The sequence below is a fragment of the Variovorax sp. GW821-FHT09D05 genome, assembly GCF_059416325.1.
The window spans coordinates 240,433-263,658 of record NZ_JBWKOZ010000004.1 but is presented as its reverse complement, the minus strand read 5'-3'; the positions used below and the strand labels follow the sequence as shown (position 1 = coordinate 263,658).

Here is a 23,226-nt window from a genome sequence, read left to right as displayed (position 1 = left end):
CGCGCGTGGCGTCCGCTCAGCGGACTTCCTTCAGGTACTCGTCGGAGAAGGCGCGCTGCGCTGCGGCCATGCGGCCGTAGTCCACGCTCTTGGCGCGGGCGTATTCGCTCGCGGGCAGGAACTGCGCCTCGATCTCCTTGGGCATCGCATTGGCGCGCACCGGCCGCAGGTAGGCCTTGGCCCAGATCGCCTGGCCTTCGTCGGAAAGCGTGAAGTCGAGCACCTTCTTCGCGTCGGCCGCGTGCGGGGCCTTGGCGACCAGGCTCATCACGTAGGGCACGGCCAGCGTGCCTTCGCTCGGGATCACGAAGGCGACGTTGGCCTTGTCCTTGTACTTGGCGCGGTAGGCGTTGAAGTCGTAGTCGAGCAGGATCGCGATTTCGCCCGACAGCACGCGCGCGTACGAGGTCTGCTTCGGCACGATGGGCTCGTTCTTCTGCAGCGCCTTGAAGTAGTCGATGGCCGGCTTGAAGTTGTCGAGCGTGCCGCCGCGCGCTTCGTTCACCGCGACCGCGCCGACGTAACCGACGAAGGCCGAGGCCGGGTCGAGGTAGCCGATCAGGCCCTTGTATTCGGGCTTGAGCAGGTCGGCCCACGACTTCGGAATCGGCTTGCCCTTGAGCGCATCGACGTTGACCATGAAGCCGAGCGTGCCCGAGTGGATGGTGAACCAGTTGCCGGCCGGGTCCTTCAGGCCGTCGGGAATGTCTTTCCATGCGGCCGGCTTGTAGGGCTCGACCAGGCCGTCCTTGGCTGCCTGCACCGCGAAGGTCACGCCGAGGTAGGTGACGTCGGCCACGGGGCTGGCCTTCTCGGCCGCCATCTGGGCGAGCGACTGGCCCGAGTTCTTGTTGTCGGGCGGCACGGTGACGCCGGTCTTGGCCTTGATGGCCTTCAGCTGTGTGCCCCAGTCGGCCCATTCGGTCGGGCAGTTGTAGCAAATGGCGGTCTGCGCCATGGCGCTGCCGGCGACGAGCGTGGCGGCGAGCAGGCCGAGGCGGGCCATGCGGTGGAAGCGAAGGGACATGATGAAGAAGCTCCTTGGATGGATGTAGGCAAAGAACGAGAGAGGGTCGGGGTCAGGAAATCGCGGCGTTGTTGTCGTCTTCGTGCACTGAAGCGCACGACTCGCCGTCTCGGAAGGCATGGGGAAGCAGCAGGCTTGCATCGGCCTGCAGCGTGGCGCCGCTGGCCATGGCCTGGATCAGCAGCTCTACGCTGTGGCGGCCGATGTCGCTGTTGGGTTGGGTGATGGTGGTAAGCGCGGGCGTGAGGTCTTCACCGAGCGCAATGCCGTCGAAGCCGACGACGCTGAGGTCGCCGGGCACCGACAGGCCGCTGAGATGCGCGGCGCGGATGCTGCGAATGGCCAGCAGGTCGTTGGAGCAGATCAGCGCGGTGGGGCGGTTGCGTGCCTGCAGCTGGCTGGAGAGCGCATCGACGGCCGTTTCGACGAAGGGCACTTCGATGAGCGCGGGCACCGCGAGCCCGGCCTCGGTCATGCCCTTCAGGTAGCCGCGGTAGCGCTGCTGCGCTCGGTCCGACGCGGCGAGCGTGCCGCTGACCATGGCGATGCGGCGGTGGCCCAGCAGCACGAGGCGCGTGACCGCGTCGGCCACCGCGCCTTCGCCGTCGACCGATACGCAAGGGTGGTCCGGGTGCCGGTTGTAGGCGAGCACATAGGGCACGCCGGCTGCCTGCAGGCGGGGCAGGGCGGCCGAAGTGGAGGGGTTCGACACCACGAGGATCAGCCCGTCGACATTGCCGGCCAGCAGCAGATGAACGGCACGCTCTTCTTCGTCGAGCTTGTAGCCCGTGGTGACGGGAATGATCGCGTAGCCACCCGCGACGGCCGCGCGCGCAATGCCTTGCAGGCACTCGGCGAAGGTCGGGTTCAGCAGCGTGGGCAGCACCACGCCGAGCACACGGCTGCGCTGGGTGCGCAAGGTGCGCGCGCTGGCATTCGGCACGTAGTTGAGTTCGTGCGCCACACGCTCCACCAGCTCGCGCGTGGCGGGCGTCACCTTGTCGGGGAAATTGAAGGCGCGCGAGACGGTGGCCACGGAGACCCCGGCTTTGGCTGCAACGGCTTGAATGCTCATTGTGCGGTGTTCATGTAATCGATTACATTGGACCGCCGCAGTATGACTTTGTTATGACATCGCGAGAAAGCGGGAGAAACCCGAGGGGCCTTTGTGAGGGTGGGCGGACCCAAAGAAGAAGGGGCCCATCGGGCCCCTGAGAAAACTTACTTGCCCCGACGAACCCGCCGGATCTCATCCAGGATCAGACAGATCGCCCCAAGCGTGATCGCACTATCCGCAGCATTGAAGGCCGGGAAGTACCAGTTCCCCGCGTGGAAACTCAGAAAGTCGACGACATAGCCGTGCATCATCCGGTCGACCACGTTCCCGATGGCCCCGCCCAGGATGCAGGCCATGGCGAACGAAAACAGCTTCTGCCCCGCGTGCGACTTCAGCATCCACACGATGAACACCGCAGCCGCCACGCCGATGATCGTGAACAGCCAGCGCTGCCATCCCGAGTGATCCGCGAGGAATGAAAAGGCGGCCCCTGTGTTGTGCGCGCGCACGACGTTGAAGAAGCTCGTCACATAGGTCGCGTCGCCGAGCTTGTAGTAGCCCAGGATCAGCGTCTTGGTGAACTGGTCGATGATCACGATGATCACCGCCAGCCCGAGCCACGGCCAGATGCTGCCGCCGCGCGAACGCGATGCAGAAGACATGGAGCGGGTGGCGGCCATCAGGCAACGCTCCGCGATTCGCCGGCGCCGAACAGGTTGCTCGTGCAGCGCCCGCAGATCGTCGGGTGTGCCGCATCGTGGCCCACGTCGTCGCGGTAGTGCCAGCAGCGCTCGCACTTCTGCGCGGCGCTTGGCGTTACCACCGTCGACAGCGTTTCACCGGCGGCCAGCGCGATGGCCGAGGTGATGAAGACGAACTTCAGGTCGTCGCCCAGCGAGCCCAGCAGCGCGAAGTCGTCGGCAGGCGCGGTCAGCTGCAGATTGGCCTGCAGCGACGAGCCGACCTTGCCTTCGGCACGCACCGCTTCGATGTCCTTGTTCACCGCATCGCGGATCTCGCGGATGCGGCTCCACTTGGCGAGCAGGGCTTCGTCGGGCGCGGCGAACTGGCTGTAGGTTTGCGCGAAGATCGATTCGCCCGGCTTGCCGGTGCTCACGAACTTCCAGGCTTCCTCGGCCGTGAAGCTCAGGAACGGCGCCATCCAGCGCAGCATGGCTTGCGAGATGTGCCACAGCGCCGTTTGAGCGCTGCGGCGAGCCAGCGAGCCCGGGGCCGTCGTGTAGAGCCGGTCCTTCAGGATGTCGAGGTAGAAGCCGCCCAGGTCTTCCGAGCAGTAGATCTGCAGCTTGGCCACCACCGGGTGGAACTCGTACACCTTGTAGTGCGCGAGGATCTCGGCCTGGAACTGCGCCGCGCGCGATAGCGCATAGCGGTCGATCTCGAACAGCTGGTCGAGCGGCACCGCATCTTTGGTGGCGTCGAAGTCGCTCGTGTTCGCGAGCAGGAAGCGCAGCGTGTTGCGGATGCGGCGGTACGCATCGACCACGCGCGCCAGGATCTTGTCGTCGCCAGCGATGTCGCCCGAATAGTCGCTCGCGGCCACCCACAGGCGGATGATTTCCGAACCCAGCTTGTTGCTGATTTCCTGCGGATCGATGCCGTTCTTGAGCGACTTGCTCATCTTGATGCCCTTGGCATCGACCGTGAAGCCGTGCGTCAGCAGGCCCCGGTACGGCGCGCGGTCTTCCAGCGCGCAGGCGATCAGCAGCGACGAGTGGAACCACCCGCGATGCTGGTCGTGGCCTTCGAGGTACAGGTCGGCTTCAGGCCCTGTGTCGTGGTGCACGGTGGGGTGCGTGCCGCGCAGCACGTGGGAGAAGGTCGAGCCCGAGTCGAACCACACCTCGAGGATGTCGGTGCTCTTGGTGTAGTGCGGTGCGTCTTCGGCGCCGAGGATCTCTTCGACCGTGGCGCGGCTCCAGGCCTCGATGCCGCCCTTTTCGACGATGTCGGCGGCCTGGTCGATGATTTCCATCGTGCGCGGATGCAGCTCGCCCGAATCCTTGTGCAGGAAGAACGGGATCGGCACGCCCCAGCTGCGCTGGCGGCTGATGCACCAGTCGGGACGCCCGGCGATCATGTCGTGCAGGCGCGCCTTGCCGTTCTCCGGATAGAAGCTGGTCTGCTCGATGGCGTCGAGCGCGGTCTGGCGCAGCGTCTTGGGCGCCTTGTCCTTGGTGAACACGCCTTCGCCTTCGTCCATGCGGATGAACCACTGCGCCGCGGCGCGGTAGATCACCGGCGTCTTGTGGCGCCAGCAGTGCGGGTAGCTGTGGGTGATGGTCTCGCTTGTCAGCACACGGTTGGCGTCGCGCAGCGCGGCGATGATTTCCGGCACGGCCTTCCAGATGTTCTGGCCGCCGAACAGCGGGAAGTCGGCCGCGTAGCTGCCGTTGCCTTGCACCGGGTTCAGGATGTCGTCGTACGCCACTCCGTGGGCGATGCAGGAGTTGAAGTCGTCCACGCCGTAGGCGGGCGAGGAGTGCACCAGGCCCGTGCCGTCGGTGGCGGTGGCGTAGTCGGCCAGGTACACGGGCGACAGGCGCTTGTAGCCGGCATCCACGTCGTACAGCGGGTGCTCGAATTCGAGGCCGCCGAGCTTCTCGCCCTTGACCGTGGCCAGCACCTTGCCGTCGAGCGCATAGCGCGTCATGCACATCTCGACCAGCGAGTTGGCAAGGATCAGCAGGCCGCGCTCGGTGTCGACCAGCGAGTACTCGAGGTCGGGGTTCAGGTTGATCGCCTGGTTGGCCGGGATGGTCCACGCGGTGGTGGTCCAGATCACGGCGAAGACGTCGCCGAGGATCGTGTGGTCGGTGCCGAAGGCCTTGAGCACCTTCTCGCGCTCGTGCGCCTTGAAGGCCACGTCGACGGTCTGGCTCTTCTTGTCGGCGTATTCGATTTCGAACTCGGCCAGCGAGGAGCCGCAGTCGAAGCACCAGTACACCGGCTTCAGGCCGCGGTAGACAAAACCACGCTCGATCACGCGCTTGAACGCGCGCAGCTCGCCGGCTTCATTGGCGAAGTCCATCGTCTTGTAAGGATGGTCCCACTCGCCCAGCACGCCCAGGCGCTGGAAGTCGACCATCTGCTGGGCGATCTGCTCGGTGGCGAAGGCGCGGCTCTTGGCCTGCATCTCGTCACGGCTCAGGTTGCGGCCGTACTGCTTTTCGATGGCGTTCTCGATCGGCAGGCCATGGCAGTCCCAGCCGGGCACGTAGAGCGCGTCGTAGCCTTCGAGCTGGCGCGCCTTGGTGATCATGTCCTTCAGGATCTTGTTCACCGCGTGGCCCATGTGGATCTGGCCGTTGGCGTACGGCGGGCCGTCGTGCAGGATGAACTTGGGCGCGCCGTGGCGAGCGTCGCGCAGGCGGTGGTAGCGGCCTTCGTCGTTCCATTCCTTCACCCAGCCCGGTTCGCGCTTGGGCAGGTCGCCGCGCATCGGGAAGGGGGTGTCGGGCAGGTTCAGCGTGGAACGGTAATCTTTGGGGGAAGCAGCGTCAGACATGTTGGGGTGCGAAACAGGGGGCTTCGACAGGCTCAGCCCGAACTGCATGAAGCGTGTCGGTGCGGAAGGTAAAGCCGTTCGCCCTGAGCTTGTCGAAGGGCGGCAGCACGGTGCGTGCAGGGCTAAATTCGGTCGCGCGTGGTCTGGCGGTGGGTTTCGGCGTGGGTCGATGCAAAGAACGCGCGCGCGTCGCGGCCATCCTTCGCGATGCCCGCAGTGAGGGCCTCGAGGCTGGTGTAGCGCAATTCGTCGTGCAGTTTGTGCAGAAGTTCCACGCGGACGATTTTACCGTAGGCCCCTTCGGCGCCCAGATGGGAGGGCCACTCCAGGCAATGCGTCTCCAGCAAAACACGCCCGGCGTTGACGTCGTTGGCGTCCAGCGAGGGGCGCACGCCGAGGTTCGCTACGCCCGGCAGCGGCTGGTCAGCCAGGCCGTGCACCAGCACCGCGAAGATGCCGCTGGCGGCCGGCTTCCAGTGCTTGAAGCGCAGGTTGAGGGTGCGAAAACCGTCGTCCTTGCCCGGTGCCGAGGCGCCCAGCGCCCGGCCGAGCTTGCGGCCATGGACCACGTGGCCGGAGATGGTGTACGGCCGCCCGAGCAGTGTCTGGGCGTCGGCCATGCGGCCTTCGGCCAGCGCTTCGCGCACGGCGGAACTCGAAACCCGCAGGCCGTGCACTTCGTAGCTGTTCATGCGCGCCACGTCGAAGCCGCGTGCATCGCCGGCTGCGTCGAGCATGGCGTAGTCGCCGGCCCGCTTGGCGCCGAAGCGGAAGTCGTCGCCCACCAGCACGTAGCGCGCGCCCAGGCCGTCGATCAGCACCTCCTGGATGAATTCCTCGGGCGACCGGGAGGCCAGCCTGCCGTCGAACGGCAGCACGATGGTCTGCGCCACGCCGCAGGCAGCCAGTTCGCTGAGCTTGTCTCGCAGCGTGCCGATGCGCGCCGGCGCCAGGTCGGGTTTCTTGGTGATGGCGGCGAAATAGTCGCGCGGGTGGGGCTCGAAGGTGAGCACGCAACTCGGCAGCCCGCGCTGGCGGGCCTCGGTCTGCAAGAGCGCGAGCATGGCCTGGTGGCCACGGTGCACGCCGTCGAAATTGCCAATGGTGAGGGCGCAGGCAGGAGCTACGCCCGGGTGCCGGAAGCCGCGAAAAACCTGCATTGGTGAGTATCTTTTTGATAGCGCCTTTCGCCCGTCAAATGGGCGAATCAGGCCGATTTGTCACAAAGCCGGTATATTGTGACGTAGTGCGTTGATTGGCGTCGGTCTTCAATGCGCTCCGTGTCCCTGGTCTTTCCGTGTTCTCTCACTTTTCGAGGAGGCGTGTGTGAAGGTCTTGAAGCTGTCGGCCCAAGGGCTGCCCCAGTCATGGATTTCGCTGGAACAGGCGGTGATCCACTATGCGGCGGACGAAGTTCGCTGGGAAGTGGGCGCGCAGGTGGCGGTGTTCCGTGGCGGCCACAACGCGATCACGGGCGAGCAGTCGCAGATTGCGATCAACAGCATCATCGGCACCAAGGGCGTGCCACGCATCAACCCCTTCGCGCAGCGGCCCGGGCTCACCAACAGCAAGTTGTTTTCGCGCGACCGCAACATCTGCGCGTACTGCGGCGGGCATTTCCACGAAGACGAGCTCACGCGCGAGCACATCATTCCGTTCGCCCAGAAGGGCATCGACACCTGGATGAACGTGGTCACGGCCTGCAAGCCGTGCAACCACCGCAAGAGCAGCCGCACGCCCGAACAGGCGAACATGCCGCTGCTGTACGCGCCCTACGTGCCCAGCCTCTGGGAAGATTTCATTCTGCGAAACAGGCGCATCCTGGCCGACCAGATGGAATTCCTGATGGCGCATCTGCCGCAAAGCTCGCGGCTGCACGACACCTAGCTTCTCAGCGCCTCCAGTCAGGCGGGCGCTTCTCGATGAAGGCCTGAACGCCTTCCAGCGCGCTCTCGTCCATCATGTTGCAGGCCATGGTCTGGCTGGCGTCGGCCAGCGCGGCCTCGATGCCGGTTTCCAGTTGGCGGTAGAACAGGGCTTTGCCCAAAGCGAGCGCCTGGCGGGGCTTGGCAACGATGCTGGCTACCAGCGTCTCGACGGCCGCGTCGAGTTCTTCGGGCGGCGCCACCCGGTTGACCAGCCCCTTCTCGCGCGCTTCCTGTGCGCTGATGAATTCACCCGTCACCAGCATCTCGAAGGCTTCCTTGCGGCCGAGATTGCGCGAGAGCGTGACGCTCGGCGTGGCGCAGAACAGCCCCACGTTCACGCCGCTGACCGCAAAGCGCGCCTCGCTCGAGGCCACAGCCAGGTCGCAGACCGCGACCAGCTGGCAGCCTGCCGCCGTCGCGATGCCGTGCACGCGCGCGATCACCGGCACTGGCAGCTTCTGGATCGACAGCATCATCGCGCCGCAGCGTTCGAACAGCTGCTGGTAGTAGTCGAGCGAGGGCTCGGCGCGCATTTCCTTCAGGTCATGGCCGGCGCAGAAAGCCTTGCCCGCCGCAGCGATGACGACGGCGCGCACGGTCTCGTCGGCCGCGATCTCGCCGAGCGCCTGTTCGAGCGCGCCCAGCATGCCTTCCGAGAGCGCGTTGAACGAGGCCGGCCGGTTCAGCGTCAGTGTGACCACGCCGCGCTCGTCGCGCGCCTGCAGGACGAAGGGGGTGTCCGTGTCGGTCATGGCCGCCTGTGCCTCAGTAGGTCAGCTCGAGCACGGTCGTGTGTTCGCTCGCGGCCGGCCAGGTGAGGCCCGTGATGCGCTCGCCGTTGAATTCGCCGCTCACGGCGCGCGGGGCGCCGCCGCCCTCGATGCGCAGCCGCGATGTCGACACGCCCGACCCCTTCGGCGGCACGCCGGCCGGCGGGCTCTTGCCATCGAAGCGCATGGTGTCGCGCTGTGCGTCGAAGTAGCCGCGTGGGCGCGTGAACACGACGACGGCACTGGCCCCGTTGTCGGCGGGTATGACGCGCTCCGGCCGCAGGTTCACGACGCTGCTGCTGCGCGGGAACGGGCTGCGGTAGATATGCGTGGTGCCGTAGCTGGGAGTTGCCAGGACGAACTCGTAGGCCGCGTCGCCGCGCGCCTTGAAGGGCCCCCAGCGGCCGTCGGCGCCGACGGACTTGGTGAAGACGGCTTCGCCGAGCCGCGCGCCGGTGGCAGGGTCGACGGCATAGACGGTCACCTTCGCGCCGTTCAGCGAAAGGTTTTCCGCGCCGATCGCACGGCCGTTGAGCACCACATCCGTCTCCGCCGCGACGTCCGTGCTGCGCGGCGCCTGCCCGGTCAGGAATTGCCACGTCGCAGCGAATGCGGCGGGCGAGAACGAAGTCTCGCGGTGGTCGACGCGCGGCAGCACGATGTTGGTCGCACCCTTGAGCGCCGGCCCGTCGAAGCCGATGTTCGTCGGCTTGCCGGGCGTGCCGATCCACACGCCGTCGGGCTGCGCGTATTTGTCGTTGTTGTCCGAACGCAGGGTCATCCATTTAACGCCCGGCGTGACTTCTTCGCCGTTCGCTCCTTTCGGCGCATTGAGCTGCTGCATGAAACCTGAGAGCCCCGAGAACTCGTTGTTCTCGCGGAAGCCCTTCACCGCCCAGATGCCGTGCGCCGGATTGCCGCCCAGCACAACGTGGCTCACGACTGCCGCGCCGCCGCCGTTCTGCACGTAGTTCCGGATGGTGTTGCCGCCGCGCGAGTTGCCGATCAGCACGACCTTGCTGGCGCCCGTCACCTTCAGCACCTTGTCGACTTCAGCCTTGAGGAACACCGCCGACTCGCCGGTCGAACTACGCCCGGGCTGGGCCACGGCGTCGTCGTCGCGCGCGACCGGATTGGGTTGGTCGACCGTGAAGAGCCGGTCGCGCGGCCAGCCGTTCGACTCGAAGCGCCATATCGTCGTCTGCCAGAGCGCGGCCGAGTCGCCGTTGCCGTGCATGAACACGATGGGTGGGCGCTCGGTGTACGAAGGCGTAGGGGAGGTGGCGCAGGCGGTCAGCATGGCTGTGGCGGCTGTCCCTGTGACGGCCATGGCAAGAAGAAGGGTGCGGCGGGATTGCATGTTTCGTTCCTGGGTTCCTGGAGTTCTGGGTTCCAAGTGAAAACGCCCGCCGGCGCGAAGGCGGGCGGGCGTTGGATGCTAGGGGAAAAAGTCCGTCAGGCGAAGACGCCAGCCGTGTCCTGCATGCGGGCCGACACTTCACCCAGATGGTGCAGCGTGTCGCCGAAGGTCATTTCCATCTGCGTGAGCTTGCGGAAGTAGTGGCTGCCGATGTATTCGTCGGTCACACCGATACCGCCGTGCAGCTGCACCGAGTTGGCGGCCACATAGCGCATCGACACGCCGAGCTGGTACTTGGCGCGGGCCAGCGCCTGGCGGCGCTCGTCGGCCGGGGCGTTGAGCTTGAGCGTCGCGTAGTAGCTCATCGAGCGCGCGAGTTCGAGCTGCATCTTCATGTCGGCGACGCGGTGGCGCAGCGCCTGGAAGGTGGAGATGGTCACGCCGAACTGCTTGCGCTGGTTCATGTAGTCGATGGTGACGGCCACGGTCTTGTCCATCACGCCGACCGCCTCGGCGCAGGTGGCGGCAATGCCGACGTCCACGGCGTACTCGAGCGCGGCCAGGCCGTCGAGCGTGACCAGCGTGGCGTCGGCCTTGTCGAACACCACTTCGGCGGCACGGGCGCCGTCCTGCGTGCCGTAGCCGCGGGCTTCGACACCGCTGGCGCTGCGCTCGACCAGGAAGAGGGCGATCTTGCCGTCGACCTTGGCGGGCACGAGATAAGCGTCGGCTTCGTCGCCCACGGGCACCACGCTCTTGGCGCCGTTCAGCGACCAGCCGGTGCCGGTCTTTGCTGCGTGGGCGTCGCACACGTCGAGGCGGTAGCGTGCCTTGCGTTCCTGGTACGCCAGCACCACGATGGCCTGGCCGCCCGCGATGCGCGGCAGCCAGCTGTCCTTGGTGTCGGCAGCGGCATAGCCGCTGAGCACGGCACCGGCGATCAGCGTCTGCGCGAAGGGCTCCAGCACGATGCCGCGGCCCAGCTCTTCCATGACGACCATGCCGGCCACCGGGCCCATGCCCAGGCCGCCGTCGTCCTCGCTGATGTAGAGGCCGCCCAGGCCGAGCTCGGCCAGTTCGTCCCAGGCCTCGCGAGAGAAGCCGCCCTTGGCCTCGATGCCGCGGCGGCGCTCGAAGTCATAGCCCTTGTCGACCCACTTGCGAACGGCGTCGCGCAGTTGTTCCTGGTCGTCGGAAAAATTGAAATCCATGTTCGTGTCTCCTCAGCCCAGAACCGTCTGCGCGACGATGTTGCGTTGCACTTCGTTCGAGCCACCGTAGATGGTGGTCTTGCGCATGTTGAAGAAGGTCGACGTCAGCGGCGCGAGCGCCGGGTTGCCGCCCGGGAAGTTGCCTTGCCAGCCGGCTTCCATCGCTTCGCGGATCAGCGGCAGCGAATAGGGGCCGCCGGCCAGCATCATCAGTTCGCTGTAGCGCTGCTGGATCTCGCTGCCGCGGATCTTGAGCAGGCCAGCCACGTCGAGCGAGTTCTTGCCCGAGGTGGCGGCGGAGAGCACGCGCAGCACCATCATCTCGAGTGCGACGATGTCGACTTCTAGCTTGGCGATCTCGTCGCGGAAGCGATGGTCTTCGTAGACGCCTTCGCTCCTGGCGATGCGCTTCAAGCGCTCAAGCTCGCGCTTGGCGCGGTTCACGTCGGCGATGTTGGTGCGTTCGTGCGAGAGCAGGTGCTTGGCGTAGGTCCAGCCCTTGTTCTCTTCGCCGATCAGGTTCTCGGCGGGCACTTCGACGTTGTCGAAGAACACTTCGTTCACTTCATGGCCGCCGTCGAGCAGCTTGATCGGGCGCACGGTGACGCCGGGCGACTTCATGTCGAGCAGCAGGAAGCTGATGCCGGTCTGGGGCTTGCCTTCGTTGCTGGTGCGCACGAGGTTGAACATCCAGTCGCCGTACTGCCCGAGCGTGGTCCAGGTCTTCTGGCCGTTGACGATGTATTTGTCGCCTTTGCGCTCGGCCTTTGTCTTGACAGACGCCAGGTCGGAGCCCGAACCGGGTTCGCTGTAGCCCTGGCTCCACCAGACTTCGCCGCTGGCGATGCCGGGGAGGAAGCGCTTCTGCTGCTCGGCATTGCCGAAGGCCATGATCACCGGTGCGACCATCACGGGGCCGAACGGGACGATGCGCGGTGCGCCGGCGAGGGCGGTTTCTTCCTCGAACAGATGGCGCTGGACGGCGGTCCAGCCCGGGCCGCCGAACTCGGTGGGCCAGCCGTAGCCCAGCCAGCCCTTCTTGCCGAGGACCTTGGCCCAGCCTTGCAGATCGTCGCGCGTCAATTCGAGCGCGTTGTGCACCTTGTGCGAAATCTCCTTGGGGAGGTTTTCTTTGACCCAGGCGCGAACCTCTTCGCGGAACTTCTGTTCTTCGGGTGTGAAGCTCAAATCCATGCGTGCCTCGCTGTGTTGATCGGTTCACCGCAGACGCGGTGTGTCTCCGGAACTGCGAGTTTTAGCACGGTCGTGCTGTGAATCGGTGTCCGCGCGGCGACAAGACACGCGCCACGGATAATCCCGCCTCCCATGAAGAACATCGTGATCCTGATCTCCGGCGGCGGCTCCAACATGGCGGCCATCGTGCGCGCCGCCGAGCGCGACCGCTGGGCCGAGCGGTTCGGCGCTCGCATTGCCGCAGTAGTGAGCAACAAGGCCGAGGCCGGCGGGCTGGCGATCGCCAAGGCCCACGGCATCGACACCGCGGTGGTCCCGCACAAGGATTTCGCCTCCCGCGAGGCCTTCGACGAGGCGCTGGCGAAGGTGATCGACGGCTATGCACCGGCGCTGGTGGTGCTGGCGGGTTTCATGCGCATCCTGACGCCGGGCTTCGTCGGCCGCTATGCAGGTCGGCTGGTGAACATCCATCCCTCGCTGCTGCCGGCGTTCCCGGGGCTCCACACGCACCAGCGCGCCATAGAGGCGGGCTGCAAGGTGGCGGGCGTGACGGTCCACCAGGTGACCACCGAACTCGACCACGGGCCGATCCTGGCGCAGGCCGTCGTGCCGGTGCTGCCCGATGACACCGCGGCCACCCTGGCCGGGCGAGTCCTGGCGCAGGAGCATCTGTTGTATCCGCGTGCCATCGCCGGATGGTTGTCAGATACATTGAGTCACAAACCTTAAAGTTGTTTATATTCGCGGGTTTTCGGGAGTCCAGAAAGTGAAAACCAAATCGTTGCTGTTGGCCGTTGCCGGCGCTGCCCTGATGGCGGGCTGCGCCGCTCCGGCGCCCGCGCCCGCCCCGGCACCTGCGCCGCCGCCTGAACCGGTCTACCAATGCAACGCAGATGGCGCCCGCTTTGCCGTAGGCCAGCCGCTGACGCCCCAGCTTGAAGCCGCCGCCCGCGTGCGCTCGGGCGCCGGAATCGTGCGAGTGCTGAAGCCTGGCGATGCGGCCACGATGGAACTCAATGGCGGACGGCTCAATCTCGATGTCGACGCTCGCGGCCGCGTAACGGACGTCCGCTGCGGTTGAAGGAATGTGGATTGCTACTGAAAAGGTAGCAATCTTTTGAGTCAGGGCGGGCGTGCGCAGCTTGACTGGCTAGATCGGAATAAATCTTCGCCGGGGCACGCCGTCAATCTCGACGGTTTCGCCGAACATGGCGGCTGGCCGGACCCAGAGGCCGTGGGCGCCATACAGGGCGCGGTACAGCGTCATCGGCTCCAGCGTCTCGCTGTGGCGCACGGTGCCGAGCACTTCGTATTCGCCGCCCTTGTAATGGCGGTAGCGGCCGAGGGGCGTTTCGATCAGGGGAGGGAGGTCTTCGTCGTTCAACGGGGCTTCTTTCTTCAAAAACTGTCGGGGCTTGATTTGACGGGAGTCGGATGGATCGCGCTGATTTTGTTCACCTGGTTCGACTGAGCGAGCATGCCAGTGCGGACGACAGTGCGCGCTATCGACGCAGCGTCGCGGCCTTTGCCGCGCTCGGCTACCTGTGGGTGCTGGGCTGCCTCGGGCTCTCGGTGGGCCTCATTGCCTGGGTGCTCTCCTCGATCGGGGAGGTGCGATTCAACTTCACACGGGGCTGGCTGCTGCTGTTCGCCGCGGGCCTGCTGTGGGCCACGTTGCGTGCGCTCTGGGTGCGCTTCGACGATCCTGAGGGCATCGAGCTCCATCGGGAAGACGCGCCGGCACTCTTCGAGGCGCTGGACCGCATTCGCAGCAAGATCAAGGGGCCGCCGGTCCACCATGTCTATCTCGACGACGAATTCAACGCCAGCATCCGGCAGGTGCCGCGCTTCGGGCTGTTCGGCGGCGCGGTCAACTCGCTGAGCATCGGCCTGCCGCTCTTGATGATGCTCGACCGGCGGCGGCTTCTGTCGGTGCTGGCGCACGAGTACGGCCATCTCCGCGGCAATCACGGCAAGCTGAGTGCCTGGATCTACCGCACCCGGCTGTCGTGGCTCAAGCTCGACGCCAACCTGCAGCGCAACGAAGGCGTGATGGCGCTGTTCTCGCAGGCCTTCTTCCGCTGGTACTTTCCGCGCTTCGCGGCCAAGACTTTCGCGCTGGCCCGCCAGGACGAGTACGAGGCCGACCGCATCTCGGGCCGGCTGCTGGGCAGTTCCGTGGCGGCGGCCGCGTTGACCGAGATCGCGATCAAGGGCAATTGGTACGCCAACGAATTCTGGCCGTGGCACTGGGCCCGCGCCGAGCACGAGCCGCAGCCGCCGGGCCCGTTCGCGGCCCTGCGCAAGCGCGTGCGCACGCCGCCCGGCGACGACTTCGCGCGCCAGGCATTGCGCGAGGCGATGCGCCGCGTCAGCGACCTGGAGGACACCCACCCGGTCTTGCGGGACCGTCTGGAGGCGCTCGGCCAGAAGGCGGCCATGCCCGAGTGGTCGATGCGTCCGGCGCTCGAATTGCTGGCCGACTGCAAGAAGTGGATCGAGTATTTCGACAGCCAGTGGCGCCGCGCCCATGCCGCCGACTGGAAGCAGCACCACGCGCACCGGGCGCGCATCCGCGAGCGCATCGCGGTGCTGGCCGCGCGAGGCGAGCGCAACACGCCGGACGAGATGGTCGAATGGGCCGATTCCGAGCGGCGGCTTGACCCGGCAGCTCCTGTGCGCTTGCGCTACGAGAGCGCCCTGCAGATCGCGCCGGAGCATCCCGGCGCGCTGCGGGGACTGGCCCAGATGCTGCCCGCGAGCGATCGCGAGGCGCGCCTTGCCGTGCTCGAGCGCTTGCATGGCTCCGGCGCGGCCAGCCGATGGTGGGCGGCCAGGAGCGCCGTGGCCTCGCTCGAAGATCCAGACGCGGGCCCGCACGATGAAGAGGCGCTGAAGTTGTGGCGCGGCCGCCTCAAGGAAGCAGAAGAGGCCGAGGAGCGCGCCTGGGAAGAGATCACCGGCACGCCGTTTTTCAGCCAGATCTCGCGGCACGACCTCAACGACTACGAACTGGGCGAACTGCGGGCTGACCTCGTGCGTTGCCTGCCCGCCTCGCGGGCCTGGCTGGTGCGCAAGAACTTGCGCGAATTCCCGTGGCGCCGTGCCTACATCGTGTTCGTCGAACTGCCGGGGCTCGACGACGAAGACCGCTGGAACCTGTGCCGTCAGCTGGAGCAGACCCTCACGCTGCCAGGCGCTGCGCTGGTGCTGTGGGCTGGTCATTCGCCCAAGCTGGAAGACATCGAACGGGAAGCCTTCGGGGCGGTCTGGACGCGCGGCGCATAGCCCTTCGGGGCGGACAGGGCGGCGGCTGAGACAATCGGGGGATGCACCCCAAAGCCCTGTTGGAGGCCACCGCCGATTTGGTCGGCCTTGTCCTGAAATTCGATCACCCGGCCGACCAGGTCGTTTCGCGGTTCTTCCGCGACCACCGCGAGTTCGGTCCGCGCGAGCGCGCGACGCTTGCCGAAACCGTCTACACCGTGCTTCGCAAGAAGCTGCTGTTCGACCACCTCTCGCCCTCGGGCAGTGGCTCGAAGGAGCGCCGCATGGCGATCCTGGGCTTTCACGGCCCGCGCGACTTTTTGAAGAGCGCACTCAACGACACCGAAAAGCGCTGGCTCGACAACTGCGACGCCGTCAAGCCGGACGATCTGCTGGAGCGTCATCGCCACAACCTGCCCGAGTGGCTGGTGGCCCCGCTGAAGGCTCAATTGGGCGATGGTTTCTGGCCGCTGGTCGAAGCCCTGCAACAGCCTGCGCCGCTCGATCTGCGCGTCAACGCGCTGACCGACAAGCGCGCGGATGTGAAGGCTGAGCTTGCGAAAGCTGCTATCAAATCGGAAGCGACACCGTTCTCGCCCTGGGGCTTGCGCATCGACGGCAAGCCGGCGCTGACCAAGCTGGATGCCTTTGTCCGTGGCGCCATCGAGGTGCAGGACGAGGGCTCGCAGTTGCTGGCGCTGCTGCTGGATGCCAAGCGCGGCGAGATGGTGGTCGATTTTTGCGCTGGCGCGGGCGGCAAGACGCTGGCCATTGGCGCGACGATGCGCAATACCGGCCGGCTGTATGCCTTCGACACGTCGGCGCACCGGCTCGACGCGCTCAAGCCGCGGCTGGCGCGCAGCAAGCTGTCGAACGTTCATCCGGCCGCCATTGCCCATGAGCGCGACGACCGCATCAAGCGCCTGGCGGGCAAGATCGACCGCGTGCTGGTCGATGCGCCCTGCTCGGGGTTGGGCACGCTGCGGCGCAATCCTGACCTGAAATGGCGCCAATCGGTCAAGTCGGTCGAGGAATTGACGGTCAAGCAGACCGCCATCCTGCAAAGCGCGGCGCGGCTCGTGAAATCGGGTGGTCGTCTGGTTTACGCCACTTGCAGCGTGCTGCCGGAGGAAAACGAGGCGATTGCGGAGGCTTTCAGCGCCGCCAATCCCGATTTCGTGCCCGTGGATGTGGCGGAATTGCTGCAGGGCCTGAAAATCGAAGGTTTCGAGGCGCTTTGCGCCGGTGGGGAGGGCGCAAAGCGCTACCTGCGCCTGTGGCCGCACCGCCATTCGACCGACGGTTTCTTTGCCGCGGTGTGGAACCGCAAATAGGGGCGGGACTCCAAACTAGGGTTAATCTGCGCTTTTCTTGAAGGTTTAAAGGCTTTGTTTTAGGCCTGCCGCTTTAAAATCGCGGGTTATCTGAAGGCTGCACCTTCGTGTGGCCATGGAGTACCTGACTCAATGTTGCTTCCTGACTCCGCCGTTTTGAACGCGGCCATCCAATGGCTCGGACACGGCCTGTGGGACATCGCATGGTGGCAAGTCGTGCTGTACACGCTCGTCACCACGCACATCACGATTGCCGCGGTCACGATCTTCCTGCACCGCACGCAAACGCACCGGGCCATGGATCTGGGCCCGATCCCGTCGCATTTCTTCCGCTTCTGGCTGTGGCTTGGCACCGGCATGGTGACGAAGGAATGGGTCGCCATTCACCGCAAGCACCACGCCAAGTGCGAAACCCAGGACGACCCGCACAGCCCGCAGGTCAAGGGCATCGACGAAGTGCTCTGGCGCGGCGCCGAGCTGTATCGCGCCGAGTCGAAGAACAAGGAAACGATGGAGCGCTACGGTCACGGCACGCCCGATGACTGGATCGAGCGCAACCTGTATTCGCGCTACAGCTGGCAAGGCGTGGGCCTGATGCTGGTGATCAACCTGGCGCTGTTCGGCACGCTCGGCATGGCCGTGTGGGCTGTGCAGATGCTCTGGATTCCCATCACCGCTGCCGGCGTTATCAACGGCATTGGTCACTACTGGGGCTATCGCAACTTCGAGGCGCCCGACGCCAGCCGCAACATCATGCCCTGGGGCCTGATCATCGGCGGCGAAGAGCTGCACAACAACCACCACACCTACCCGACTTCGGCCAAGTTCTCGGTCAAGAAGTACGAGTTCGACATCGGCTGGATCTACATCCAGGCGCTCCAGAAGCTCGGCTGGGCCAAGGTCAAGAAGGTGCCGCCGAAGATGTTGATGGGCGACATCCAGCCCGTGGCCAACGAGAAAACGCTCGAGGCTGTCATCGCCAACCGCTATGAGGTCATGGCCGGCTATGCGCGCGAAATGCGCCGCGCCACCAGCCAGGAACTGGATGCGTTGAAGACCAAGGGTGCCGACCTGTCGGTGCTCAAGGCCGCCAAGCGCTGGCTGCACCGCGACGACGACAAGGTGCCTGCTTCGGCTCGCTCACATGTCGTGCAGGCCCGTGCTGCCCATCCGGTGCTCGACAAGATGGTCACGATGCGTGAAGAGCTGCGTCAGCTGTGGCTGAACACCTCGCAATCGCGCGAGCAGCTGGCGGCCGATCTGGCGGCTTGGTGCCATCGGGCGGAAGCCAGCGGCATTGCCGGTCTGCGCGACTTCTCGACCCGCCTGCGCGCTGCCCGCGCCTGACGGTTCCGCGCTCAATGAAAAAGCCGACCCCAGGGTCGGCTTTTTTGTGTCCGCCGTCCTTGCATTGCAAATCGACGGGCAACAAAAAACCCGCTGGGTTAGCAGCGGGTTTTTATTGGGAAAACCGGAGCCGAATTACTTCAGCTTGATTTCCTTGTATTCGACGTGCTTGCGCGCCTTCGGGTCGAACTTCATGATCGACATCTTTTCAGGCATCGTCTTCTTGTTCTTGCTGGTCGTGTAGAAGTGGCCGGTACCCGCGGTGGATTCCAGCTTGATCTTTTCGCGTCCGCCTTTGCTCGTTGCCATGTTTCAGCTCCTTAAGCTTGGCCGCGTGCGCGCAGGTCTGCGAGCACGGCGTCGATGCCGTTCTTGTCGATCAGGCGCAGTGCAGCGCTCGAAACACGCAGGCGAACCCAGCGGTTTTCAGTCTCGACCCAGAAACGGCGGTATTGCAGGTTCGGCAGGAACCGGCGCTTGGTTTTGTTGTTGGCGTGGGAAACGTTGTTTCCGACCATCGGGCCTTTGCCCGTTACGTCGCATACGCGTGCCATGAGGACACTCTTTCTTGAACAGCTGGCACCGGCGCAATCAGGGCGATTGCAGGGTGTTTTGCAGCTTGACCTCGCCAGAAACGGGTGGCGGTACCCCGACTTTGCCGCGGCTCGTGAGAGAGCCTTGTTTCGGCAAAGCCTCGGATTATAGCCCTTTTGGGGGCCGCATTGGCTACAGGGTGCCGTCCTGCTCCAGGAAGCGCTGGGCGTCGAGTGCCGCCATGCAGCCGGTACCAGCGCTCGTGATGGCCTGGCGGTACACGTTGTCCTGCACGTCGCCGGCGGCAAAGACGCCCGGAATGCTGGTCATCGTGGCAAAACCCTGCAGGCCCGAGCGGGTCAGGATGTAGTTGTCCTTCATCTCCAGTTGGCCCTGGAAGATGTCGGTGTTGGGGTGGTGCCCGATGGCGATGAAGCAGCCCTTGAGGTCGATCTGCTCGGTAGCGCCGGTTTGCGTGTTCTTGATCCGGATGCCCGTCACGCCCGAGTCGTCGCCCAGCACCTGGTCGAGTTCGTTGTGCAGCTTCAGCACGATCTTGCCTTCGGCGACTTTCTCCTTGACCTTGTCGATCAGGATGGGTTCGGCGCGGAACTTGTCCCGGCGATGGACCAGCGTCACCTTGTTCGCGATGTTGGCGAGATAGAGTGCCTCTTCGACGGCCGTGTTGCCGCCGCCGATCACGCAGACCTCCTGCTCGCGGTAGAAGAAGCCGTCGCAGGTCGCGCATGCGGAGACGCCGCGGCCCATGAACTTCTGTTCGGAATCGAGGCCCAGATACTTCGCGGAAGCACCCGTGGCGATGATCAGCGAGTCGCAGGTGTAGGTGCCGCTGTCGCCGGTAAGTGTGAAGGGGCGCTTGCTCAGGTCGACCTTGTTGATGTGGTCGAACACGATCTGCGTCTTGAAGCGTTCGGCGTGCTCCAGGAAGCGCTGCATCAGGTCAGGGCCCTGCACGCCATGAACGTCGGCCGGCCAGTTATCGACCTCGGTCGTGGTCATCAATTGCCCGCCCTGGGCGATGCCAGTGATGAGCAGGGGCTGAAGGTTTGCGCGGGCTGCGTAGACGGCGGCGGTATAGCCGGCCGGACCGGAGCCGAGAATCAAAACCTTGGCGTGTTGGGAAGCGGACATGGGTAGAAAACCTAGGATATGCGCTGCGTCAGCGTGTACATTTTCAGGGTGGTAGCGATATATATGGAGTATCACTGCCCGGTTCAACACCGGGTGAACGGTGTTTTCAATGCGCGCGATTGTAGTAATCCATTGGCTTGCCCTCTGGGTCGCTCCGTGCGCTGTCTCAGGGATTGATAAATGTCGATGCTGTCCAACCTCGAATTGCTTCGGCGCGTTCCTTTGTTCGCGTCGCTGACGGCCACGCAGTCCGCCAGCATCGCGGACGCGATCATCAAGAAGCGCTTCAAGCGCGCAGAAGTCGTCGTGGAGCAGGGCAAGAAGTCCGATGCGCTGTACATCATCCTGACCGGGCGCGCACGCGTCACCAGCGCCGACAGCCGTGGGCGCGAGGTCATCCTTGCCACGCTGCATCCCGGCGACTACCTGGGCGAAATGAGCCTGATCGACGACGAGCCGCACTCGGCCACCGTGCGCACCGAAATCCAGTGCGATGTGCTCATGCTGGGCCGCGACGCCTTCGCGCGTTGCCTGCCCGAGAACTCCTCGATGGCCTACAACATCATGCGCGGCCTGGTGCAGCGCCTGCGCCATGCCGACCGCAAGATCGAGTCGCTGGCGTTGATGGATGTCTACGGACGCGTGGCCCGCTCGCTGCTCGAATTCGCAATCGACGACGGTGCCGGCAATCTCAAGGTGCGCGACAAGATCTCCCGCCAGGACTTGGCCAAGATGGTCGGTGCCTCACGCGAAATGGTGAGCCGCGTGATGAAGGATCTCGAAGAGCGCGGTTTCGTGCAGACCATGGATGACGGATCGATGATCGTCAAGGAACGGCTCCTGTCACTGGCTTGAGCCTCCGGGGCCGGGCCCGCCGTTACCGGCGGTCCCGGCCTTTTGTTGTAGTGTTCGTGCCTCCGGCCCCTGATTTCCCGGGCCGGGTGCCGTGTTTTTCATGACCTATTCGCTCAATACGCTTCAATCTTCTTCTGCTGCCGAGGGGCAACCCGTGCGCATGCGCGCGATGCGCTTCGCTCACGAAATCACGCTGATCGCAGGATTCGCAGCGCTGTTGTTCTGGCTGCTCGCAATGCTGAGCTTCACGCCTTCCGATGCCGCCTGGTCGACTTCGGGCACCGGGGGCGAAATCAAGAACTGGGGCGGCCGCATTGGCGCCTGGCTGGCCGATGGCAGCTACTACGTTGCAGGCTATTCCGTCTGGTGGTGCCTATTCGCCGGGCTGCGCGCCTGGCTGTCGTCGCTGGCAAACTGGCTGCGCGGCGGCGAGCCGTCGTCCGGCGAACAACCGGCGCCGCGCGGTCGCTTCAACCGCAGCCGTCTCGCCTTCTGGTTCGGCCTCATCCTGCTGCTGTGTGCGAGCACCGTGCTCGAATGGTCGCGCCTGTACCGGCTTGAAGCCCACCTGCCGGGCTCTGGTGGCGGCGCACTGGGCTACCTCGTGGGTCCGGCCAGCGTGCGCTGGATGGGCTTCACCGGTTCGGCACTGGTGGCCATCGCTGGCGGCGTGATCGGCTCGGCGCTGGTGTTCCGCTTCTCGTGGAGCCTGATCGCCGAGCGCATCGGCGCGCGCGCCTACTCGCTGTTCGAGTCGCGTCGCGAAAAGCGTGAGCTGGCTGCCGACATCGCCATGGGCAAGCAGGCCGCCCGTGAGCGTGCCGAGGCTGACGAACCGGCGTTCACGCGCGGTGGCGATCAGGGTCGCTCTGAGCCCTCGCTGGCACCGTCGTCCGGCGGCTTCGACGACGACGAAGAAGAAATCCGCATCGAGCCGCGCCCCAAGCGCCGTCCCCCTTCGCCGCCTGTGCAGATCGAGCCCGCGATGACCGAGGTGCCCAGGAGCGATCGCGTCGTCAAGGAGCGCCAGAAGCCGCTCTTCAAGGAACTGCCCGACAGCAAGCTGCCACAGGTCGACCTGCTCGATGCCGCGCAGACGCGCCAGGAAACGGTGTCAGCCGACACGCTCGAGATGACCTCGCGCATGATCGAGAAGAAGCTCAAGGACTTCGGCGTCGAGGTGCGCGTGGTACTGGCCTCGCCCGGCCCGGTGATCACTCGCTACGAAATTGAGCCCGCCACCGGCGTCAAGGGTTCGCAGATTCTTGGCCTGGCCAAGGACCTGGCGCGTTCGCTTTCGCTGGTGTCGATCCGCGTGGTCGAAACCATTCCGGGCAAGAACTACATGGCGCTCGAACTGCCGAACGCCAAGCGCCAGTCGATCAAGCTCAGCGAAATCCTGGGCTCGCAGATCTACAACGAAGGCAAGTCGATGCTCACCATGGGCCTCGGCAAGGACATCATCGGCAACCCTGTGGTGGCCGACCTCGCGAAGATGCCGCACGTGCTGGTGGCCGGTACCACCGGGTCGGGCAAGTCGGTCGGTATCAACGCGATGATTCTTTCGCTGCTCTACAAGGCCGAGGCACGCGACGTTCGCCTGCTCATGATCGACCCGAAGATGCTCGAAATGTCGGTCTACGAAGGCATCCCGCACCTGCTGGCGCCCGTGGTCACCGACATGCGACAGGCAGCCCATGGCCTGAACTGGTGCGTGGCCGAGATGGAGCGCCGCTACAAGCTCATGAGCAAGCTCGGCGTGCGCAACCTGGCCGGCTACAACACCAAGATCGACGAAGCCAAGGCGCGCGAGGAGTTCATCTACAACCCCTTCAGCCTCACGCCCGACGATCCGGAGCCGCTCAAGCGCGAGCCGCACATCGTCGTCGTGATCGACGAACTGGCCGACCTGATGATGGTGGTCGGCAAGAAGATCGAAGAGCTGATCGCCCGCCTCGCGCAGAAGGCGCGAGCCGCCGGCATTCACCTCATTCTTGCCACGCAGCGCCCGAGCGTCGACGTGATCACCGGCCTCATCAAGGCCAACATCCCTACCCGCATCGCCTTCCAGGTGTCGAGCAAGATCGACAGCCGCACCATCCTCGACCAGATGGGCGCCGAAGCGCTGCTCGGCATGGGCGACATGCTCTACATGCCCAGCGGCACGGGCCTGCCGATCCGCGTGCACGGCGCCTTCGTGAGCGACGAGGAAGTGCACCGCGTGGTGGCCTACCTCAAGAGCCAGGGCGAGCCCGACTACATCGAGGGCGTGCTCGAAGGCGGGACGGTCGATGGCGATGGTGAAGGCGACCTGCTGGGTGGCAGCGATGGCGAGAAAGACCCGATGTACGACCAGGCGGTCGAGGTCGTGCTCAAGAACCGCAAGGCCAGCATCTCGCTGGTGCAGCGCCACCTGAAGATCGGCTACAACCGCGCCGCGCGCCTTGTCGAAGACATGGAGAAGGCCGGCCTCGTCAGCGCCATGAGCGGCAGCGGCCAGCGAGAAATCCTGGTGCCGGCACGCGCAGCGGAGTAATTCGCCGCAGGGCTTTCGTAATTCAGGTTACGTGCTGAAAGGCAATTTGCAAAAACGCCTTTCAGCATTGCAAATCTTCATCAAGGCCTACACCTGCCGCAATTCGCGGCGGGTAGGGTCGAAGC

Annotated in this window: 21 protein-coding genes; 8 read left to right on the top strand and 13 right to left on the bottom strand. The window is 65.2% G+C overall.

What is annotated here, in order from left to right; all coding sequences use genetic code 11:
* Positions 1–16: 16 nt before the first annotated feature.
* The 5 genes from AC07O3_RS12490 to AC07O3_RS12470 all read right to left on the bottom strand — a co-directional run bounded on the left by AC07O3_RS12490 (position 17) and on the right by AC07O3_RS12470 (position 6,773).
* A complete protein-coding gene (locus AC07O3_RS12490) occupies positions 17–1,027 on the bottom strand; it encodes an ABC transporter substrate-binding protein (RefSeq protein ID WP_495339445.1) in 1,011 nt (336 codons plus the stop codon).
* Positions 1,028–1,079: 52 nt separating this feature from the next.
* Positions 1,080–2,102: a LacI family DNA-binding transcriptional regulator gene (locus AC07O3_RS12485; RefSeq protein WP_495339444.1), complete on the bottom strand. Its 1,023-nt coding sequence runs from the start codon at positions 2,100–2,102 to the stop codon at positions 1,080–1,082.
* Positions 2,103–2,248: 146 nt separating this feature from the next.
* The gene (gene lspA / locus AC07O3_RS12480) at positions 2,249–2,764 is read right to left on the bottom strand and encodes a signal peptidase II (protein WP_093048934.1); all 516 of its coding nucleotides are present in this window, start codon (positions 2,762–2,764) and stop codon (positions 2,249–2,251) included.
* On the bottom strand, positions 2,764–5,613 hold the full coding sequence (gene ileS, locus AC07O3_RS12475) for an isoleucine--tRNA ligase (protein WP_093076069.1): 2,850 nt from the start codon (positions 5,611–5,613) through the stop codon (positions 2,764–2,766). The genes lspA and ileS overlap by 1 nt, the downstream gene beginning before the upstream one ends.
* 122 nt (positions 5,614–5,735) lie before the next feature.
* On the bottom strand, positions 5,736–6,773 hold the full coding sequence (locus tag AC07O3_RS12470) for a bifunctional riboflavin kinase/FAD synthetase (RefSeq protein WP_093048937.1): 1,038 nt from the start codon (positions 6,771–6,773) through the stop codon (positions 5,736–5,738).
* A 166-nt stretch (positions 6,774–6,939) separates the two neighbouring features.
* Between AC07O3_RS12470 and AC07O3_RS12465 the strand changes: the two genes are divergently transcribed.
* Entirely contained in the window at positions 6,940–7,500 is a 561-nt protein-coding gene (locus AC07O3_RS12465; RefSeq protein WP_093048940.1) for an HNH endonuclease, read from the top strand.
* A gap of 4 nt (positions 7,501–7,504) precedes the next feature.
* On the opposite strand, the gene AC07O3_RS12460 is transcribed toward AC07O3_RS12465, so the two are convergent.
* The 4 genes from AC07O3_RS12460 to AC07O3_RS12445 form a co-directional block, all read right to left on the bottom strand.
* The gene (locus tag AC07O3_RS12460) at positions 7,505–8,293 is read right to left on the bottom strand and encodes an enoyl-CoA hydratase (RefSeq protein ID WP_489014145.1); all 789 of its coding nucleotides are present in this window, start codon (positions 8,291–8,293) and stop codon (positions 7,505–7,507) included.
* Positions 8,294–8,306: 13 nt separating this feature from the next.
* Complete coding sequence (locus tag AC07O3_RS12455) at positions 8,307–9,671, bottom strand: alpha/beta fold hydrolase (protein ID WP_093075754.1); 1,365 nt, start codon at positions 9,669–9,671, stop codon at positions 8,307–8,309.
* A 95-nt stretch (positions 9,672–9,766) separates the two neighbouring features.
* A complete protein-coding gene (locus tag AC07O3_RS12450) occupies positions 9,767–10,882 on the bottom strand; it encodes an acyl-CoA dehydrogenase family protein (RefSeq protein ID WP_093048948.1) in 1,116 nt (371 codons plus the stop codon).
* A gap of 12 nt (positions 10,883–10,894) precedes the next feature.
* Positions 10,895–12,076 carry an acyl-CoA dehydrogenase family protein gene (locus tag AC07O3_RS12445; RefSeq protein WP_495339443.1) on the bottom strand — a complete coding sequence of 394 codons (1,182 nt, stop codon included), beginning with the start codon at positions 12,074–12,076 and terminating at the stop codon, positions 10,895–10,897.
* A 132-nt stretch (positions 12,077–12,208) separates the two neighbouring features.
* Here AC07O3_RS12445 and purN point away from each other — a divergent pair, with 132 nt between their 5' ends.
* A complete protein-coding gene (gene purN, locus AC07O3_RS12440; RefSeq protein WP_093048954.1) occupies positions 12,209–12,805 on the top strand; it encodes a phosphoribosylglycinamide formyltransferase in 597 nt (198 codons plus the stop codon).
* Positions 12,806–12,842: 37 nt separating this feature from the next.
* On the top strand, positions 12,843–13,157 hold the full coding sequence (locus AC07O3_RS12435; protein WP_093048957.1) for an I78 family peptidase inhibitor: 315 nt from the start codon (positions 12,843–12,845) through the stop codon (positions 13,155–13,157).
* A 69-nt stretch (positions 13,158–13,226) separates the two neighbouring features.
* Here AC07O3_RS12435 and AC07O3_RS12430 read toward each other — a convergent pair whose 3' ends face one another.
* Entirely contained in the window at positions 13,227–13,460 is a 234-nt protein-coding gene (locus AC07O3_RS12430; RefSeq protein ID WP_093048960.1) for a DUF1653 domain-containing protein, read from the bottom strand.
* A 50-nt stretch (positions 13,461–13,510) separates the two neighbouring features.
* On the opposite strand from AC07O3_RS12430, the gene AC07O3_RS12425 reads away from it, so the two are divergent.
* The 3 genes from AC07O3_RS12425 to AC07O3_RS12415 all read left to right on the top strand — a co-directional run bounded on the left by AC07O3_RS12425 (position 13,511) and on the right by AC07O3_RS12415 (position 18,024).
* Positions 13,511–15,364 carry a M48 family metallopeptidase gene (locus AC07O3_RS12425; protein ID WP_495339442.1) on the top strand — a complete coding sequence of 618 codons (1,854 nt, stop codon included), beginning with the start codon at positions 13,511–13,513 and terminating at the stop codon, positions 15,362–15,364.
* 41 nt (positions 15,365–15,405) lie between these two features.
* Positions 15,406–16,677, top strand: a complete 1,272-nt coding sequence (locus tag AC07O3_RS12420) for an RsmB/NOP family class I SAM-dependent RNA methyltransferase (RefSeq protein WP_307613705.1) — start codon at positions 15,406–15,408, stop codon at positions 16,675–16,677.
* 132 nt (positions 16,678–16,809) lie between these two features.
* On the top strand, positions 16,810–18,024 hold the full coding sequence (locus AC07O3_RS12415) for a DesA family fatty acid desaturase (RefSeq protein ID WP_093048969.1): 1,215 nt from the start codon (positions 16,810–16,812) through the stop codon (positions 18,022–18,024).
* 135 nt (positions 18,025–18,159) lie between these two features.
* Here the strand turns inward: AC07O3_RS12415 and rpmG are convergent, their stop codons facing one another.
* The 3 genes from rpmG to trxB form a co-directional block, all read right to left on the bottom strand.
* Complete coding sequence (rpmG, locus tag AC07O3_RS12410; RefSeq protein ID WP_007830291.1) at positions 18,160–18,333, bottom strand: 50S ribosomal protein L33; 174 nt, start codon at positions 18,331–18,333, stop codon at positions 18,160–18,162.
* A gap of 11 nt (positions 18,334–18,344) precedes the next feature.
* On the bottom strand, positions 18,345–18,578 hold the full coding sequence (gene rpmB / locus AC07O3_RS12405; protein WP_007830293.1) for a 50S ribosomal protein L28: 234 nt from the start codon (positions 18,576–18,578) through the stop codon (positions 18,345–18,347).
* Between the two features lie 172 nt (positions 18,579–18,750).
* On the bottom strand, positions 18,751–19,710 hold the full coding sequence (gene trxB / locus AC07O3_RS12400) for a thioredoxin-disulfide reductase (protein WP_093075748.1): 960 nt from the start codon (positions 19,708–19,710) through the stop codon (positions 18,751–18,753).
* Positions 19,711–19,890: 180 nt separating this feature from the next.
* Here trxB and AC07O3_RS12395 point away from each other — a divergent pair, with 180 nt between their 5' ends.
* Both AC07O3_RS12395 and AC07O3_RS12390 read left to right on the top strand, forming a co-directional pair.
* Positions 19,891–20,565 carry a Crp/Fnr family transcriptional regulator gene (locus AC07O3_RS12395; RefSeq protein WP_093048975.1) on the top strand — a complete coding sequence of 225 codons (675 nt, stop codon included), beginning with the start codon at positions 19,891–19,893 and terminating at the stop codon, positions 20,563–20,565.
* 100 nt (positions 20,566–20,665) lie between these two features.
* A complete protein-coding gene (locus AC07O3_RS12390) occupies positions 20,666–23,101 on the top strand; it encodes a DNA translocase FtsK (protein ID WP_495339441.1) in 2,436 nt (811 codons plus the stop codon).
* Positions 23,102–23,226 lie beyond the last annotated feature (125 nt).